12 protein-coding genes are annotated in these 15,818 nt (G+C 61.2%); 4 read left to right on the forward strand and 8 right to left on the reverse strand.

Features of this window, described 5'->3' with window-relative positions; genetic code table 11:
• Positions 1-6 precede the first annotated feature (6 nt).
• The 4 genes from P3M64_RS05555 (at position 7) to P3M64_RS05570 (ending at position 5,783) form a co-directional block, all read left to right on the forward strand.
• Positions 7-678: a 2OG-Fe(II) oxygenase gene (locus P3M64_RS05555; protein WP_207893145.1), complete on the forward strand. Its 672-nt coding sequence runs from the start codon at positions 7-9 to the stop codon at positions 676-678.
• Positions 679-942: 264 nt separating this feature from the next.
• Positions 943-3,420, forward strand: a complete 2,478-nt coding sequence (locus P3M64_RS05560) for a plasma-membrane proton-efflux P-type ATPase (RefSeq protein WP_207893144.1) — start codon at positions 943-945, stop codon at positions 3,418-3,420.
• A 37-nt stretch (positions 3,421-3,457) separates the two neighbouring features.
• Positions 3,458-5,200 (forward strand): PHA/PHB synthase family protein, encoded by a 1,743-nt coding sequence (locus P3M64_RS05565; protein WP_207893143.1) that lies wholly within the window; start codon positions 3,458-3,460, stop codon positions 5,198-5,200.
• 49 nt (positions 5,201-5,249) lie between these two features.
• A complete protein-coding gene (locus P3M64_RS05570; protein WP_132938831.1) occupies positions 5,250-5,783 on the forward strand; it encodes a MaoC/PaaZ C-terminal domain-containing protein in 534 nt (177 codons plus the stop codon).
• Positions 5,784-5,804: 21 nt separating this feature from the next.
• Here the strand turns inward: P3M64_RS05570 and P3M64_RS05575 are convergent, their stop codons facing one another.
• From P3M64_RS05575 to P3M64_RS05610, 8 genes are read right to left on the reverse strand one after another with little or no spacing between them, the layout of a single operon-like run.
• Positions 5,805-6,809: an XdhC family protein gene (locus tag P3M64_RS05575; RefSeq protein WP_132938830.1), complete on the reverse strand. Its 1,005-nt coding sequence runs from the start codon at positions 6,807-6,809 to the stop codon at positions 5,805-5,807.
• Positions 6,806-7,468 carry a nucleotidyltransferase family protein gene (locus P3M64_RS05580; RefSeq protein ID WP_132938829.1) on the reverse strand — a complete coding sequence of 221 codons (663 nt, stop codon included), beginning with the start codon at positions 7,466-7,468 and terminating at the stop codon, positions 6,806-6,808. Before P3M64_RS05580 ends, P3M64_RS05575 begins: the two co-directional genes overlap by 4 nt.
• 57 nt (positions 7,469-7,525) lie before the next feature.
• Entirely contained in the window at positions 7,526-9,304 is a 1,779-nt protein-coding gene (locus P3M64_RS05585; protein WP_132938828.1) for an IlvD/Edd family dehydratase, read from the reverse strand.
• A 10-nt stretch (positions 9,305-9,314) separates the two neighbouring features.
• A complete protein-coding gene (locus P3M64_RS05590; RefSeq protein ID WP_132938827.1) occupies positions 9,315-10,751 on the reverse strand; it encodes an NAD-dependent succinate-semialdehyde dehydrogenase in 1,437 nt (478 codons plus the stop codon).
• Positions 10,752-10,806: 55 nt separating this feature from the next.
• Positions 10,807-12,738 carry a thiamine pyrophosphate-dependent enzyme gene (locus P3M64_RS05595; protein ID WP_207893142.1) on the reverse strand — a complete coding sequence of 644 codons (1,932 nt, stop codon included), beginning with the start codon at positions 12,736-12,738 and terminating at the stop codon, positions 10,807-10,809.
• A 30-nt stretch (positions 12,739-12,768) separates the two neighbouring features.
• On the reverse strand, positions 12,769-14,292 hold the full coding sequence (locus tag P3M64_RS05600) for a tripartite tricarboxylate transporter permease (protein ID WP_132938826.1): 1,524 nt from the start codon (positions 14,290-14,292) through the stop codon (positions 12,769-12,771).
• 13 nt (positions 14,293-14,305) lie between these two features.
• Positions 14,306-14,815: a tripartite tricarboxylate transporter TctB family protein gene (locus P3M64_RS05605; protein ID WP_132938825.1), complete on the reverse strand. Its 510-nt coding sequence runs from the start codon at positions 14,813-14,815 to the stop codon at positions 14,306-14,308.
• Position 14,816: 1 nt separating this feature from the next.
• Positions 14,817-15,791: a Bug family tripartite tricarboxylate transporter substrate binding protein gene (locus tag P3M64_RS05610; protein WP_132938824.1), complete on the reverse strand. Its 975-nt coding sequence runs from the start codon at positions 15,789-15,791 to the stop codon at positions 14,817-14,819.
• Positions 15,792-15,818: the final 27 nt, after the last annotated feature.

The following is a 15,818-nucleotide window of genomic DNA, read 5'->3' on the forward strand; positions in this document are numbered from 1 at the left end:
TTATCCATGACCTATCCGCCGATACCCGACGCCGCGCGCGTCGCCGAGCATTTTTGTCATTCCCTGCGCAATGCCGAGCGCGCCGAAACCCCCTACCTGCATTGGAAACTGACCGATGTGTTGCCCGTGGACATGTGCACGGGAATACTCACATTGCCGATCGCCCCGCCGGTGCTCGGCGATACGGATGGGACGCGCGATAGCTATAATAAAAGCCGAGCCTTCTTCACGCCGGAACGAAGAGAACAGTTCCCGACCTGCAGCGTTCTTGCGGACGCTCTGCAGCGCCCCGATGTCGCGCGACAACTGGAAGAAACGGTTGGCATTAACGCCGACGGAAGTTCTCTGCGAATTGAATATATCCAGGATATCGATGGCGCCTGGCTGGAACCGCACAGAGATATCCCCGACAAGTTGTTCTCGATGGTGATCTACCTGTGCACCGGGCCCGATGCACAGGACTGGGGCACGGATATCTACGATGCCGATCGCAAGTGGGTCGGACGGGCGGCCGCGCAGTTTAACTCCGCGGTGATTTTCATTCCCGGCGACAACACATGGCACGGCTTCGATAAACGCCCTATCGAAGGGGTGCGCCGACTCATGGAGATCAACTATGTGCAAAACTGGCGCGACCGCGAGCAACTCGCCTTTCCCGATGCCGCCGTGGCGACCTGACGACGAAAATTCACGATCTCGTCGGCGCCGATGGACGCCGACCCACGTATCGTCGTTCGGGCTACCCGAAAAATTGATTAGCCCTTCGCCGACAGTGGATATACAATCTCAGGTGGCGGCCTTGCGTCGTGGGACGTTTTCCTTCGCCCGCGTCATTTTAGGCCGCAAAAACACGGTGTTCCGTGTGTCTCACGCTCATCCAGGCAAGACCCCGAGACACGATCCGCGTCAAGGTGCTTGCGCCGGTTTCAAGGGGCCATTCTCGTGCCACGCCATGTCCTCGCCTCCCCCGCGCCCGAAGGGTCGCTCGCTCCCGCCACGCCGGACCCGAACCTGAACACCGACCTTCAAACGGGGCTTTGCGCACAAGAGGTCGCGCGCCGCCGGGCGCGTTTCGGTCCCAACGCCCTGCATGAGGAACACACCAACGCCCTACTCAAGTTCCTGTCCTATTTTTGGGGCCCCATCCCATGGATGATCGGAACCGCCGCCATCCTGTCGGCGGTGGTGCGCCATTGGGAAGATTTCACGATCATCCTCATCATGCTTTTGATCAACGCCGGGGTCGGCTTCTGGGAGGAATTCAAGGCCGACAGCGCCATCGCGGCGCTGAAAAAAACCCTAGCGCTGAAGGCTTACGCCTTGCGTGACGGCGTTTGGGCGCACATCGCGGCGCGGGATCTGGTGCCCGGTGATGTGATTTCACTACGCCTGGGCAATATCGTTCCCGCCGACGTCCAACTGGTCCAGGGCGCGTATCTGAGCGTCGATCAATCGGCGCTGACCGGCGAATCGCTGCCGGTAGACAAGTCCATCGGCGACACCGCCTATTCCAGTTCCATCGCCAGGATGGGCGAAATGACGGCGATCGTGACGGCGATCGGCGAGGAAACCTATTTCGGACGCACGGCAAAGCTGGTCGCGAGCGCGGGAACGTCGTCGCATTTTCAAACCGCCGTCCTCAAAATCGGCAATTTCTTGATTCTGACGACGTTGGGCATGGTGGCGTTGATTTTGATCGTCGCCCTGTTTCGCCACGACCCTTTGATCGAAACCGTTCAATTCGCCTTGATCCTCACCGTGGCGGCGATCCCCGTCGCCCTGCCCGCCGTTCTTTCCGTCACCATGGCCGTCGGCGCAGTGACGCTGGCGCGGATGAAGGCGATCGTCTCGCGCCTGGTTTCGATCGAGGAATTGGCCGGAATGGATATTCTCTGCTCCGACAAAACCGGCACTTTGACCAAGAACGAACTGCTTTTGGGCGCACCGGTCATCCTGGCCGCCCACGATGGCGAAGACGTCGTCTTGGCCGCCGCGCTCGCCTCGGAACGCGAAAACCCGGACGCCATCGACCAAGCCATTATCAAGGGCCTAAAAGACAGCGCCGCGCTGGAGACCTATCGGGTGCGCGCCTTCACCCCCTTCGATCCCGTCGCCAAGCGGGCGGAGGCCGAGGTGGCCGCCGAGGATGGCGCCTTTCGCGTCGCCAAGGGCGCGCCGCAAGCGATCGCCGACCTCGTCGAGGCCGATCGCGCGCTTCGCGCCCGCATCACCGCCGAGATCGACGCCATGGCCGACAAGGGCTACCGCACACTGGGCGTGGCGCGCGCCGACGCGCACCAGGCATGGTCCTATCTTGGCCTATTGCCCCTATCCGATCCGCCGCGCGACGACGCCCGCCAAACCATCCGCGAGACCCAATCCATGGGGTTGGAGGTGCGCATGGTGACCGGCGATCACGCCGCCATCGCCCGAGAAATCGCCGGTCAACTGGGCCTGGGGACCAATATCGTCGCGGCCTCCGAGGCCTTCGGCGACACCGCGCGCAGCGACAACGCCCAGATCGAAGCCGCCGACGGCTTCGCCCAGGTTTTTCCCGAACACAAGTTCAAGATCGTTCAGGCGTTGCAGGCCGGCGGTCATATCGTCGGCATGACCGGCGATGGGGTCAACGACGCCCCGGCGCTGAAACAGGCCGACATCGGCATCGCCGTCAGCGGCGCCACCGACGCCGCGCGCGCCGCCGCCGATCTTATCTTGACCGACGTCGGCCTCGGCGTGATTACCGGAGCGATCGAGCAGTCGCGAAAAATCTTCGAGCGCATGAACAACTACGCGGTCTTTCGCATCGCCGAGACCATCCGCGTGCTTTTGTTCATGACGCTTTCGATTTTGGTCTTCAATTTTTACCCGGTCACGGCGGCGATGATCGTGTTGCTGGCGATCTTGAACGATTTCCCGATCATGATGATCGCCTACGACAACGCCCCCGTGGCGAAGCGCCCGGTACGCTGGAACATGCATCGCGTCCTCACCTTGAGCATCGTGCTGGGTGTCGTCGGCGTGATCGAGACGTTCTTGCTGTTCTGGTTTGTGGATACCTATCTCGCCGTTCCCAGGGACGTTATCCAGACGATTATTTTTCTTAAACTTCTCGTCGCCGGCCATCTGACCCTCTATGTAGCGCGCGGCGACGGCTGGTTTTGGGAACGCCCCTGGCCCGACTGGAAACTTTTCGCCACCACCGAATTCACTCAAATTCTCGGCACGCTGGCTGCCGTATACGGTTGGGCGGGCGGCGCGCCGATCGGCTGGAAATACGCCCTCGCGGTCTGGGGCTATGCCTTGTTGTGGATACCGATCGAGAACGCCGCCAAGGTGTTCGTACGTCGCCTCATCCGCCACCGCGTGTCGGCGCAGGCCCGCCATATCCGGCGAATCGAGGCGCGGCTGCACCACTAGCCTAGAACAAACATATCGAGGACAACCCCGGAGAGCCATGACGATGGAACACCCCACGACGCCCAAGCATGTTTTTCCCATAGATCGCTTCTTGCACGCGGGCGAGGCCCGGCTGACCGCGGGCCTATCCCCATCGTCCGCCCTGTCGGCCTATCTGGACTGGGCCGCCCATCTCGCCAATTCACCGGGTAAGATCGGCGAACTGTTCGAAAAGGCATTTCGCAAGAGCCTCAAATTCAATGCCCACGTCGGCGAAGCTCTCTTGGAAAAAGAGGGGACCCCGTGTATCGAGCCATTGGCGCAAGACAATCGTTTTCGCGGCGAGGATTGGCGCCGCCCGCCTTACATCTTTTACTATCAGGCGTTCCTACTTCTGCAACAATGGTGGCATAACGCCACCACCAGCGTGGAAGGCGTTTCCGACCACCACCAGGATGTCGTGGCGTTCTGCGCGCGGCAGTTTCTCGACGTCTTCGCGCCGTCGAATTTTCTTCTAACCAACCCCGAGGCGCTTAAAATCACGCTGGAGTCGGGAGGCATGAATTTGGTGCGCGGCGCACAGAACTTTTTCGAGGATTGGGCACGCGCCGCCCTGCAAAAGCCGCCTCTGGGAACGGAAAATTTTCGGGTCGGCAAGGACGTCGCGATCACCCCTGGAAAAGTCGTCTACCGCAACAATTTGATCGAAGTGATCCAATACGCGCCAAGCGGAAAAACGGTTCATCCCGAGCCGGTTCTGATCGTTCCCGCCTGGATCATGAAGTATTACATTTTGGACCTCTCGCCGCACAATTCCCTGGTCAAATACCTTGTCGATGGCGGCCACACCGTATTCATGATTTCGTGGAAGAATCCCCACGAGGAAGACCGCAACCTCGGCATGGACGATTACATTGACGGCGGCGTGACGGCCGCGCTGGCGGCGGTCCGTGCGATCGTCCCCGAGGAAAAAGTTCACGCCGTCGGGTACTGCATCGGCGGCACGCTACTGTCTATCGCGGCGGCGGCCTTGGGACGGGACGGCGAGGACCGGCTCAAGTCCATGACCTTATTCGCCGCGCAGACCGACTTCACCGAGGCCGGCGAATTGATGCTGTTCATCGACCAAAGCCAGATCGCCTATCTTGAGGATCTGATGTGGGATAAGGGCTATCTGGACACCAAACAAATGACCGGCGCCTTTCAGATGTTGCGCTCCAACGACCTCATCTGGTCGCGCATCGTGCATGAGTACTTGCTGGGCAATCGTCGGGCGATGATCGATCTGATGGCCTGGAACGCCGACGCGACGCGCATGCCCTACCGCATGCATTCGGAATATCTGCGCAAGCTCTTCCTCAAGAACGCCTTCGCCGAGGGGCACTATTACGTCGGCGACAAGCCCGCAACTCCAAGCGACATCCGCGTTCCGATCTTCGCCGTCGGGGCCGAAAAAGACCACGTCGCGCCCTGGAAATCGGTCTATAAAATCAATTTCTTCGCCGATGTCGAGGTTACTTTTCTGCTCACCAGCGGGGGGCATAACGCCGGGATCATCAGTCCTCCCGACCATCCGCGCCGCCATCATCGTATAGCCACCAAACCAGGGTGCGACCCTTACATATCGCCCGAAGATTGGATCGAGACCACGGAGGAACATCCCGGTTCGTGGTGGCCCGCCTGGCAAGCATGGTTGGTCAAGCACTCCGGCGCGCGGAGAAAACCGCCCGCCATGGGCAAGGCGGAAGCGGGATACCCTCCGCTCTGCGACGCGCCCGGCACATATGTTCTCATGGAATGAACACGCGCACGACGCTCTTTGGTCTTTGCTTTTTTATGGGACGCCATCAATGACACCGAACGATCCCTGTATCGAAAACCGCACCTTCGATGAAATTGCGATCGGCGAGACGGCCGGCCTGACGCGGACGCTGACCCGACGCGACATCGAACTTTTCGCCGTCATGTCGGGCGACGTCAACCCGGCGCACGTCGATCCCGAGTTCGCCAAAAGCGACATGTTCCATAAGATCATCGCCCACGGCATGTGGGGCGGGGCCCTGATCTCCACCGTGTTGGGCACCGAATTGCCCGGACCGGGAACGATCTACCTCGATCAAAGCTTGCGCTTCTTGGCGCCGATCGGCCTCGGCGATACGGTCACCGTCACCGTGACGGCGCAAGAAAAAGACGCCAAGCGCCATCGCGTGAAATTCGCGTGCGTCTGCGCCAACCAAGACGGCGCCACCGTCATCGAGGGCGCCGCCCTGGTCATCGCCCCGATGGAAAAAATCAAACGGCCACGCGTCGTCTTGCCCGAGGTCACCCTGAGCGAACCCGATTCTCAGCCCACCGCGTGCCCGGAAAATGCGCCCGACGAATAGGCGTCGGGGCGGGCCGCGCCCTCAGGCGCGACCGTTCCTGGCGGCAATCACCTGGGCCAAGATCGACACCGCGATTTCCCCCGGCGTGCGCGCCCCGATATCGAGGCCGACCGGCGCGTGAATTCGCCCAATCTCGGCCTCGGTGTATCCCGCCTCGCGCAGTCGTGCGACGCGCGAGGCGTGTGTCCTTTTGCTGCCCAGCGCACCCACATAAAACGCATCGGAACGTACCGCCAAGCCTAGCGCCATGTCGTCGGGCTTGGCGTCGTGGGTCAGCGCGACCAGCGCCGTTTGCGCATCGAGTCCCAATTTCGCGACCGCTTTATCCGGCCATTCGCGAACCATGTCGGTTTCGGGGAAGCGCGCGTCGGTGGAAAAAGCCCGCCGTGGGTCGATGACGGTGACATGGAAGCCCACTTCAGCGGCCATGGGCGCGAGAATCTGAGCGATACGCACCGCGCCGACCACCAACATGCGATAAGGCGCGAGCAATGGTTGGTAAAAACAGTCGCCTCCCTCGCATCCTTCGGCAATGCACGCCCGTCCCGTGGAGAGGACCTTTGCGGCGCGCGCGATCATGTCCCCGTCGGCGGGCAAGCGCCCCATAGCCGCCTCGCCACGAACGACGGTCCATTTTCCGTCCCTCATATCGACGATACGCACCGCGGGACGCGGCCCCGAGAGCGCCGCCAAAAGCGCATCGTCCAAAACTTCCAGCATCACCCGCACGGAGCCGCCGCACGACAGCCCCGCGGCAAAGCTCATTTCCTTGGAAACGCCGTATTCTGCAATCTCGAAAGCGCCGGATTTCAGGGCCTCCAGACTCTCCGAGACGACCGAGGCCTCAATACACCCCCCCGACACGCTGCCTTCGAAGCCGGCCTTGGCGTTGATCACCATCTGGCTGCCGGTAGGACACGGCGAGGAGCCCCACGTCTGAACCACCGTCGCCAAGGCAACGCCCAGCCCGTCACGCGACCATGCTTTGGCGTGATCCAGTAAATAATCGCCCGTGTGTATCGTCATGGCTCCATCGCCCGTTTGAGGTGTTGATCCTTCGGCCCATCCTTATTCGCCTTATCCAATGCCGCCAGGGCTCGGGGCGTGTCGAAATCGATCGTGTAGGCCGGACTGCCCATTTCGAGACGATCGACCCAATCGGGGTGCGCGTCGATGAAGACGCGAAATCCGCTGTCCGCCCCGCCTTCGAGGGCCGTGCCCAATACCGCCCCCAATATCGCCGCGGGCAGGATCACGGGATTACCTCTTTTTCCCTCGAAATAGGGGACGAGGATACGCCCCGGGCGGGCGGCGAAAGCGTCGATCAGGGCATTGTAGTGCTCCGGCTCCAGGAGCGGTTGGTCGGCCAGGCACATCATCGCCCCCGCCGCATCGCCGTCCACCGCCGCGAGGCCGGCGCGAACCGAGGAGGCCAAACCGTCGCGGTGACGCGCATTGCGCACCACCGCCACCGGCAATCCGGCGAGGGCGGCGGCCACCCGGTCTCCTTCGTGTCCGACCACGACCACGACCCGTGCCGCCTTGCCGGCACACAGCCGTTCCGCCGTCCGGCGCACCATCGGCGCGCCCCCCATGTCGGCGAGCAACTTATTCTCCGAGCCGAAACGACGCGAACGACCGGCGGCGAGAAGAACCGCAGTGATCGAGACCGTGGAGATTGCCATTTTTTTCACCCGTCCTTATGCGGCTTTCCGCCGGCTCCGAATTAGGCTCAGAACCTCTTAAGAAACGATCGTCGCATCGCGCAAGAAATCGAAATCGCACCCTTCGTCGGCCTGAAGCACGCTTCGACGGTATAATCTCGCATATCCGCGCGGCGGCGGGGCGGTCTGGGCGCGCGCCTCGAATTCGCCGCGGCGGCGCTCTAGTTCTTTATCGTCAACAAGAAGATCCAAGGTTCGCTTGCTTACGCTCAGGCGGATTTTATCGCCGTTTTTCACCAACGCCAGCGGCCCGCCGGCCGCCGCCTCCGGAGAGACATGCAAGACCACCGTGCCGAACGCCGTCCCGCTCATGCGCGCATCGGAAATACGCACCATATCCTTGACGCCGGTCCGGGCGAGCTTCCCCGGTATCGGAAGGTACCCCGCCTCCGGCATGCCCGAGGAACTTTCCGGTCCGGCATTTTGCAACACCAGAAAATCGTCCGCGGTGACGTCCAAGTCTGGACTGTCGATACGCGCGGCCAGATCCTCCAGAGAGGTAAAGACCACGGCGCGACCTTCCTTTTCGAACAAGGATTTATCGGCGGCCGAACGCTTCAAGATCGCTCCACGTGGGGCGAGATTGCCGAACAAGGCGACCAACCCACCCACTTCTTCGACCGGCTCCGCGCGCGCGCACACGACGGTGCGGTTGACGTAGCCCCCTTCCTCGGCGGCGATCCGCTGACCCAGGGTTTCTCCGGTGACGGTCATGCAGTCGAGATGCAAAAGGTCCTTCAGCTCGCGCAACACCGCCGACATACCGCCGGCGGCGAAAAAGTCCTCCATGTAATGTTCGCCTGTCGGCTTCAGGTTGACCAGAACGGGCGTACCGTCGCTCAGCGCATTCAGCTTGTCGAGGGGCACCTTGATCCCCAGCCGCCCGGCGATGGCCGTCAAATGGATGATCGCATTGGTCGATCCGCCGATGGACAGCAACACCCGCAAGGCGTTTTCGATCGCCTCGGGGGTGATGATCCGATCGGGGGTCAAGGCGCTACCGACCAAGGCCATCGCCCGGCGCCCGGTCGCTTCACCGGCGCGCAGCCGGTCGGCGTGAACGGCGGGTATCGCCGCGGTGCCGGGCAACATCATGCCCATCGCCTCGGTCAGGCACGCCATGGTGCTGGCGGTGCCCATCACGGCGCAGGTCCCCGCCGTGGTCGATAAACTGCCTTCGATCACCTGGATTTCGTCGGACGACACCTCGGTGGCGCGGTATTTCGCCCAAAATCGACGGCAATCGGTGCATGCGCCCAGGCGCTCTTCCTTATAGCGGCTGGTCATCATCGGCCCCGCGACCAATTGAATGGCGGGAACGCCCGCCGAGGACGCCCCCATCAATTGGGCGGGCACCGTCTTGTCGCACCCGCCCATCAGCACCACGGCATCGATCGGCTGCGCGCGGATCATTTCCTCGGTGTCCATCGACATGAGGTTGCGAAATTTCAAGCTGGTCGGATTGAGAAAAACCTCGCCGAGGGAGATCGTCGGAAATTCCAGGGGCAACCCTCCCTCTGCGATCACGCCGCGCTTTACCGCCTCAAGCAGTTCCGGAAAATGGCGGTGGCAATTGTTAAACCCGCTTGGCGTATAGGCGATGCCGACGATGGGCTTTTTCAGAAGCTCGCTGGAATAGCCCATCGATTTGGCGAAAGAGCGCCGCAGATACAGCGCGAAACCCGTATCCCCATAATTGGTCAACCCCCGAGCCAAGCCGTGGGCTTGGGGCGCATCTCGGTCTTGATCCCGGTTTTGCGCCCGGACCCGATCTTGGGGTTTTTTTTCGTTGTTCATCGCATCGCCCTCAGAGTTTCATTTTGACGTATTTCGGCTCCAGGTAATCGTGGATACCCAGCGCGCCGCCTTCGCGGCCCATGCCGCTTTCCTTGACGCCGCCAAATGGCGCCTCGGCCGTCGCGAGCAGCATCTCGTTGACCCCGACCATGCCCACCTCCAAATCGTCGGAGGCCATGTGCGCCAGACGCAAGGATTGCGTAAAGACGTACCCGGCCAAGCCGAACGGCAGGGCGTTGGCGCGCGCGATCACATCGTCATAATCCGTGAACGTGGTGATCGGGGCGACCGGCGCGAAGGGTTCCTCGTTCATGATCTTGGCGTCGTCGGACACCCGACCGAGAACCGTCGGTTCGATGAAGAAGCCCTTCTCCAGGCCGTCCGGCGTTTTGCCGCCGGAAAGGATTTCCGCACCGCGGGCGACGGCGTCGTCGATCATCTCGCGGGCGGTTTCCAGCCCGCGCCGATTGGCCATCGGGCCGACCTGCACGCCTTCTTCGACGCCGGGGCCGATTTTCAACCCCTTGGCCGTTTCGCTGAAGGCGGCGCAGAATGTGTCGTACCGACTTTCGTGTACGAAAAACCGGCTGGGCGAAATGCAAACCTGTCCGCAGTTGCGGAATTTCGTCGTCGCGCACGCTTTTCCCGCCGCCGCCGCGTCGCCGTCGGCGAAAACGATCACCGGACCGTGCCCGCCCAGTTCCATCGTCACCTTTTTCACGCCGTCGGCGGCCATGTGCAAAATCTGCTTGCCCACCGAAACGGATCCCGTCAACGACACCTTACGCACAATCGGGGATTTTACGAGATAAGGCGCGATCAGGGACGACGCCCCACTGACCACGTTGACGACACCCGCCGGAATTCCTTCGTCATGGCACGCTTCGGCCAAAGCGAAACACGACCCCGGCGCTTCACCGGCGGGTTTGATGATGATCGAACAGCCCGCCGCCATGGCCGCGGCCATCTTGCGCGCGGGCAACAAGGCGGGAAAATTCCACGCCGAAAACGCCGCGACGACGCCGACCGGCTGATAAACCACGCTCATGCGGACATCCGGTGTGCGCCCCTCGATGGTTTGCCCGTAGATGCGTTTGGTTTCCTCGCTGTACCACTCGAACTGATCGGCCGCGGCATTGGTCTCGGCGACGGCTTCGGCCAGCGGCTTGCCGGTTTCGAGAGTCATGGTCATGCCGATATCCTCGGCGCGGGCGCGAATTCGTTCGGCCACCGCCCGCAGTTTTTTCGACCGCTCCCAAGGCGACGTCTTGCGCCAAGCCTTAAAGGCTTGCCGGGCCGCCGCCAACGCCGCGTCCAAATCCTCTTGCGTCGCCGCCGCGATCGTGGCGATGACCTCTTCGGTCGCCGGATTGTAAACATCCTTCGTTTGCCCATCCGACGCCGCGCGCCATTGTCCGTCGATATACAAGCCGTGTTTTTTGATCATTTATCGTCTTCCTGAGAGAGAAAAAAAATAGGTCCACCAAACGGTAGCGTTGCGTTCAAAGCCCTCGTTCGAGGTAGTGGCGCTGGACATCGTCAACCCAATTTCCGACGTTCCACGAACCATACGCCCCCATGCCGCCGCGTTCGTCCCGCCCGCCGTAAACGCGGACATGAACGACCGACAGGCCGTCATGCGCATGCGCCCGCGCGAGCGCCGATTTTAGGGTCTCGGCCTCGGCCTCGGCGTCACCGCCGCCCGCGCCATCGACGGTGAAGGCCGCGACGCCTTCCACCGACGAAGCCATACGCGCATAGTCAACGGCGATGCCGTCGTCGGTGCGAAAATCATGGTCGTACTGCGCCCACTGGAGGCCCGAAATCGCCGCCATGCGCCGATTGTCGAAAATCACGACCATCGCCCGCACGCCATGGCGCACCGCGTCGATTAGGATCTGTGGGTTCATCATGAACGAACCGTCCCCGGTGAAGGCGATCGCGTAACGTGGCGTCTCGGCGATGCCGCCCGCCGCCAACGCGCTGACGGCGAAACCCATGTAAGACGCCCCGGTCTCGGTGATGGTTTGCAAAGGGTCGTCGTCTTCGACGATCTGAAAGCCGTTGGCCTGCACGTCTCCGGCGTCAAAATACTTCACCGCGTCGATCGACTTGGCGAAATCGGCGACGATTTTAATCGCCGCCGGTTGGCTCAACACCGGCGCGTCAAAGGCGTCGTCGCTCAGAAGGGGGCTCGCGTAACGTTCCTTTTTAAAAGCGGTCCATCGCGCCTTTTGTTCGGCGCACGCCTCCAACCAAGGGCGCTTGTCGTCCAATTCCAAACCGCCGGAACGTTCCGTCACCTCAAGAAGACGGTCGATCACCGCGCCGATGTCGCCGCACAGCGCCATCGTCCGGTTATAGTGGGCGACATCGTTCACGTCGGCGTTGATGTTGATCACGGCCTCGGCCTTGTCGTACCCGATCCCGGAACAATCGGCCTGACAGACCCCGCGCGAACCGATCATGATCACCAAATCCGCCTCGCGCATGGCGAAATTTCCGCTGATCGAACCTTTCGAGCCGCCGACATGCATGTTCCGCGGGTCGCCGTCGGGAAGAACCCCCAACGCCCCCGGAGACAGCACCACGGCGGCGCCGACGGCGTGGGCGAGACGGCGTACCGCGTCGGCGAAGGGGCGCGTGCCGCCGCCCGCCTTGATGACGATGCGTCGGTGCGCGCGCAACATGCCGAGCGCCTTCAGGTAGGGCCTCTCCCCGGAGGGCGCACCCGCTTCGAGAGAGAGGCGCTGCGGCATCCGTTCCAAATTCAGGACCATTTCCCGAGGCTGGGTATTGAGCGGGAGCAGAAGATAAAACGGCCCGGCCTTATAAGGATGGTGCACCCGTTGGGTCCCCCGGCGCAGGGCGTCGCGCAGGGCTTCGGGGGTGTGCAAAACGTAAGATTCACCCATCAACGCCGTCAGACGACCGTACAGGCCCTGTTCCGGCTTGGGTATCTGCTGCATGTTGTAGCCTTCGCCGTGGGTCGTCTCGTCACCGTAGATATGGTAAACGCCCACCCCGTTGGAGGCGGCGGCCAGCGAACCGGACATCGCCTGCAGCGCGCCCGGCCCGATCGAGGTGATCACGGCGGGAATTTCCCCATACTGCCACGACAACGCCGTCGCCCCGTGGGCCATCGCGACTTCGTTGCGAAAGTTATAGGTCTTGGTCACGCCTTCTTCCTCGTAGACGCGCAAAACCTCGCCCAGATCCGTCGAACCATGCCCGAAAATAGCCAGATACTTGCGCACGCCCTGTTTCAACAACCCCAGGACCAAGGCCTCGGACAGCGTGCACTGAAACAGGCGTGTCAAGGATCCGTCCCGGATCGCTTGGTTCACGCCCCCGGCCCGGAGAATCGCGCGGGCGCGGGCGCGCATGGCTGCGGTTTTGTCTTGCAAGGACGACGAAGAGTTCTGCGTATCCATGTTCAATGATCCATAATCAAAGTGAGAAGCCTAGTTGCCCGGTTGGGCGGAGACATGAAGCGCCTCGCGCTTCTTCTTGTTCTTGCGCCGCATCGAAATCACCTGCATGACGATGACGAGCGCGGAAAGGGAAAGAAAAAAAGCCGAAGTCCCGGAGGTAAAAAACGTCGTCGCATCGCCGTCCGTCATGATCAGGGCCATACGAAACTTGTTTTCCAAAGTTTTGCCCAAAACCATGCCCAAGATGACCGGCGTTACCGGAATGTCGAGACGTTGAAAAAGGTACCCGACGAACCCCATCGCCAACATCGTGTAAACGTCGAAAAAGGAATGGCGGATGGCGTATGAACCCACGACGCACATCACCAAAATACCGACCGCCAGATAATGAGACGGGATGTGCAATATGCGCACCAAAAGGCGAATGCCCAGAAGCTGGACCACCAGCACCACGGCGTAGGCCAGCATGATTGCGATATAGATCGTGTAAACTTGGGTGATGTTCGTTTGAAACAACATCGGGCCGGGATTGATGCCGTGGATCAACAAACCGCCCAGGACGATCGCGGTCGCCGGATCGCCCGGAATTCCCAAGCTCAACAAGGGGATCATCGCCCCGCCCGTCACCGCGTTGTTGGCGGTTTCCGGCGCGACGACCCCGGCGCATTCTCCCTTGCCGAATGTCTCCGGATGCTTGGAAAACCGTTTGGCGTGATCGTAAGCCAGGAACGCCGCGACCGGGCCGCCCGTTCCCGGAATCGCGCCGATCCCCGTTCCCAACACGGCGCAGCGCACCATCAGCCAGAAATTGCTTAACAGCAATTTGATGGAGGGTAACTTCGCCGTAATTTTTTTCGTCATCGGACCCAACTCATCGGGCTTTCCGTGATCGACGAAGGTGAACAAAATCTGCGGCACGGCGAACAGACCGATCATCGCCACGAGAAGATTTATGCCTTGCAGAAGCTGAATGCTGCCGAAGGTCATTCGCGCGGTGCCTTCGATCTGATCCATGCCGATGGTCATCAACATCAAGCCGACGACCCCGGCGATAAACCCACGGACCAGAGACTTTTCGGCCAATCCGCATATGGTTGACAGACCGAAGAAAACCAAGGCGAAGATGTCCTGAGGGCCAAAGGTGATAGCGATTTTCGCCACCAAATGGATGGAAACGATCATCACCACGAGGCTGAACAGGCCGCCAAAAACCGACACAATCACGGCGGTGCCCAAAGCGACGCCCGCATTGCCGTTTTTCGCCATCATATGCCCGTCGATCACGGTCGCGGCGGCGGACGGTGTCCCCGGAACGCCGATCAAAATCGCCGACACCGAGCCTCCCGTCATACCGCCGATATAGGTGCCAATCAACAAGGCGATCGCCGGAGTAGGTCCCATGGAAAAGGTTACCGGCAAAATCAACGCCAACGCCATCGAATAGGTCAGTCCCGGAATCGAGCCGAAAATCAGCCCCACCACCGAACCGATGGCGACCGCACCGATGGCGTTGGCTGAAAGCGCCATATGTAGGGCGTGTATCAGAGGATCCATCGCCGTCTCACTCCTAAAAGAAATGAAGCCATGTGCCGCGCGGCAAATAGGCGTTCATCAAAACGTCGAAAATCAGGTGACACCCCACGGTCATCCCCAAGGCGAGCAGGATCGACGCCTTCCAGGACTTGATCCTCAAGATACCGTTGAGCGCCACGACAACGGCGATAGGGGTCGCGATCAAAAAACCGACCTTGTCCATGAAAAAGGTATACGCCACCATCAAGACGAAGACCGACACGACGATGCGCACTTCCTTGCTCAACGGTTCGCGCTCGTGAACGAAAACCTGATCCGCGGCATCGGGAATCTTCGCCGCGGCGCGTCCCGAAAACGTGGACAAGACAACCGCCAGGGCAAGCACGCCTAAAAGAATTCCGAGAACCAGAGGAAAAAAGCGGGGACCGGACATCGCCGGGCCGGACGCGGGCGCGATCGTGTCAACCACGCCCCACGTCCACGCCACGGCAATCGCGAACAAGACCCCGCCCAAGACGCGGTCTATGGCGCTTTGGCTCATCATGTCACTGCTTCTTCATGTGCAGCTCTTCCATCAGAGCCGCGATTTTGGTGTCGTCGGAGGCGATGACCTTTCCGAAAATGTTGGCGGGAAGATACGCCGGCTTGAACCCGAGTTTTTTACCCGCCGCACGGAACGCCTTACTGTTGACGACGTGCTGGATCACCTCTTCGAGCCGTCCGATGACCCGTTTCGGCGTCCCCTTGGGAACGGCGATTCCCCGCCACATCTTAATGTCGATGTCGATCCCTTGTTCCTTGGCGGTGGGAACGTCGGGCAAGGCGTCGATCCGCTTGGCGCTGGTCACGGCGAGAATTTTCAATTTTCCCGCCTGCGCCAAAGAGATGAACTGCGACGGCCACTGCACCGCGGCGTCGATACGCCCGCCCAACAATTCGGCCTGGGCGCTGCCTTTGCCATACGGCACATAAATGACCTTGACCCCGGCCTTGGAAAATAAAGCCTCCGAGGTCAGGTGGGTGAAACTTCCCTTTCCGGAAATGCCCACCTTCAGCTTGCCGCCCTTCGCCTTCGCCGCCTTGATCAGGTCGGCGAGGGAATTCCACCCCGAGGACGCGTTGACCGCAAGGGCGGGAACCTCGACGCTGACTTGGGCGACGGGATCGAAGGCCTTGTAGTCGAACGGCATGTTCCCCTTGTGATAGGTCGTGCTGATGGAGTTGGAGTTCCACACGATATTGTAGCCGTCGGCGGGCATGGAATGAACATAACTATAGCCGACCGCCCCGCCGCCGCCGGTGCGGCTAACCGCGGCCACGGGCTGGGGCAACCGCTGGCTCATCCCTTCGGCCAGAACCTGCGCGGTGGCCAGTGCCGAGCCGCCGAACAGGACCGTCATTTCAATTGGACGATCGGGATATTCCGCGCGCGCCGTCGCACTCGATCCGGCATAAACGGCCACCGCACCGAGCGCGATCGCCACACTCACTTTCTTAATAAACGCATACCTAGAAAACATGTCTCCGCTCTCCTTAAATGAAGCCAA

This window comes from Varunaivibrio sulfuroxidans, assembly GCF_029318635.1.
Lineage (GTDB): Bacteria > Pseudomonadota > Alphaproteobacteria > Rhodospirillales > Magnetovibrionaceae > Varunaivibrio > Varunaivibrio sulfuroxidans.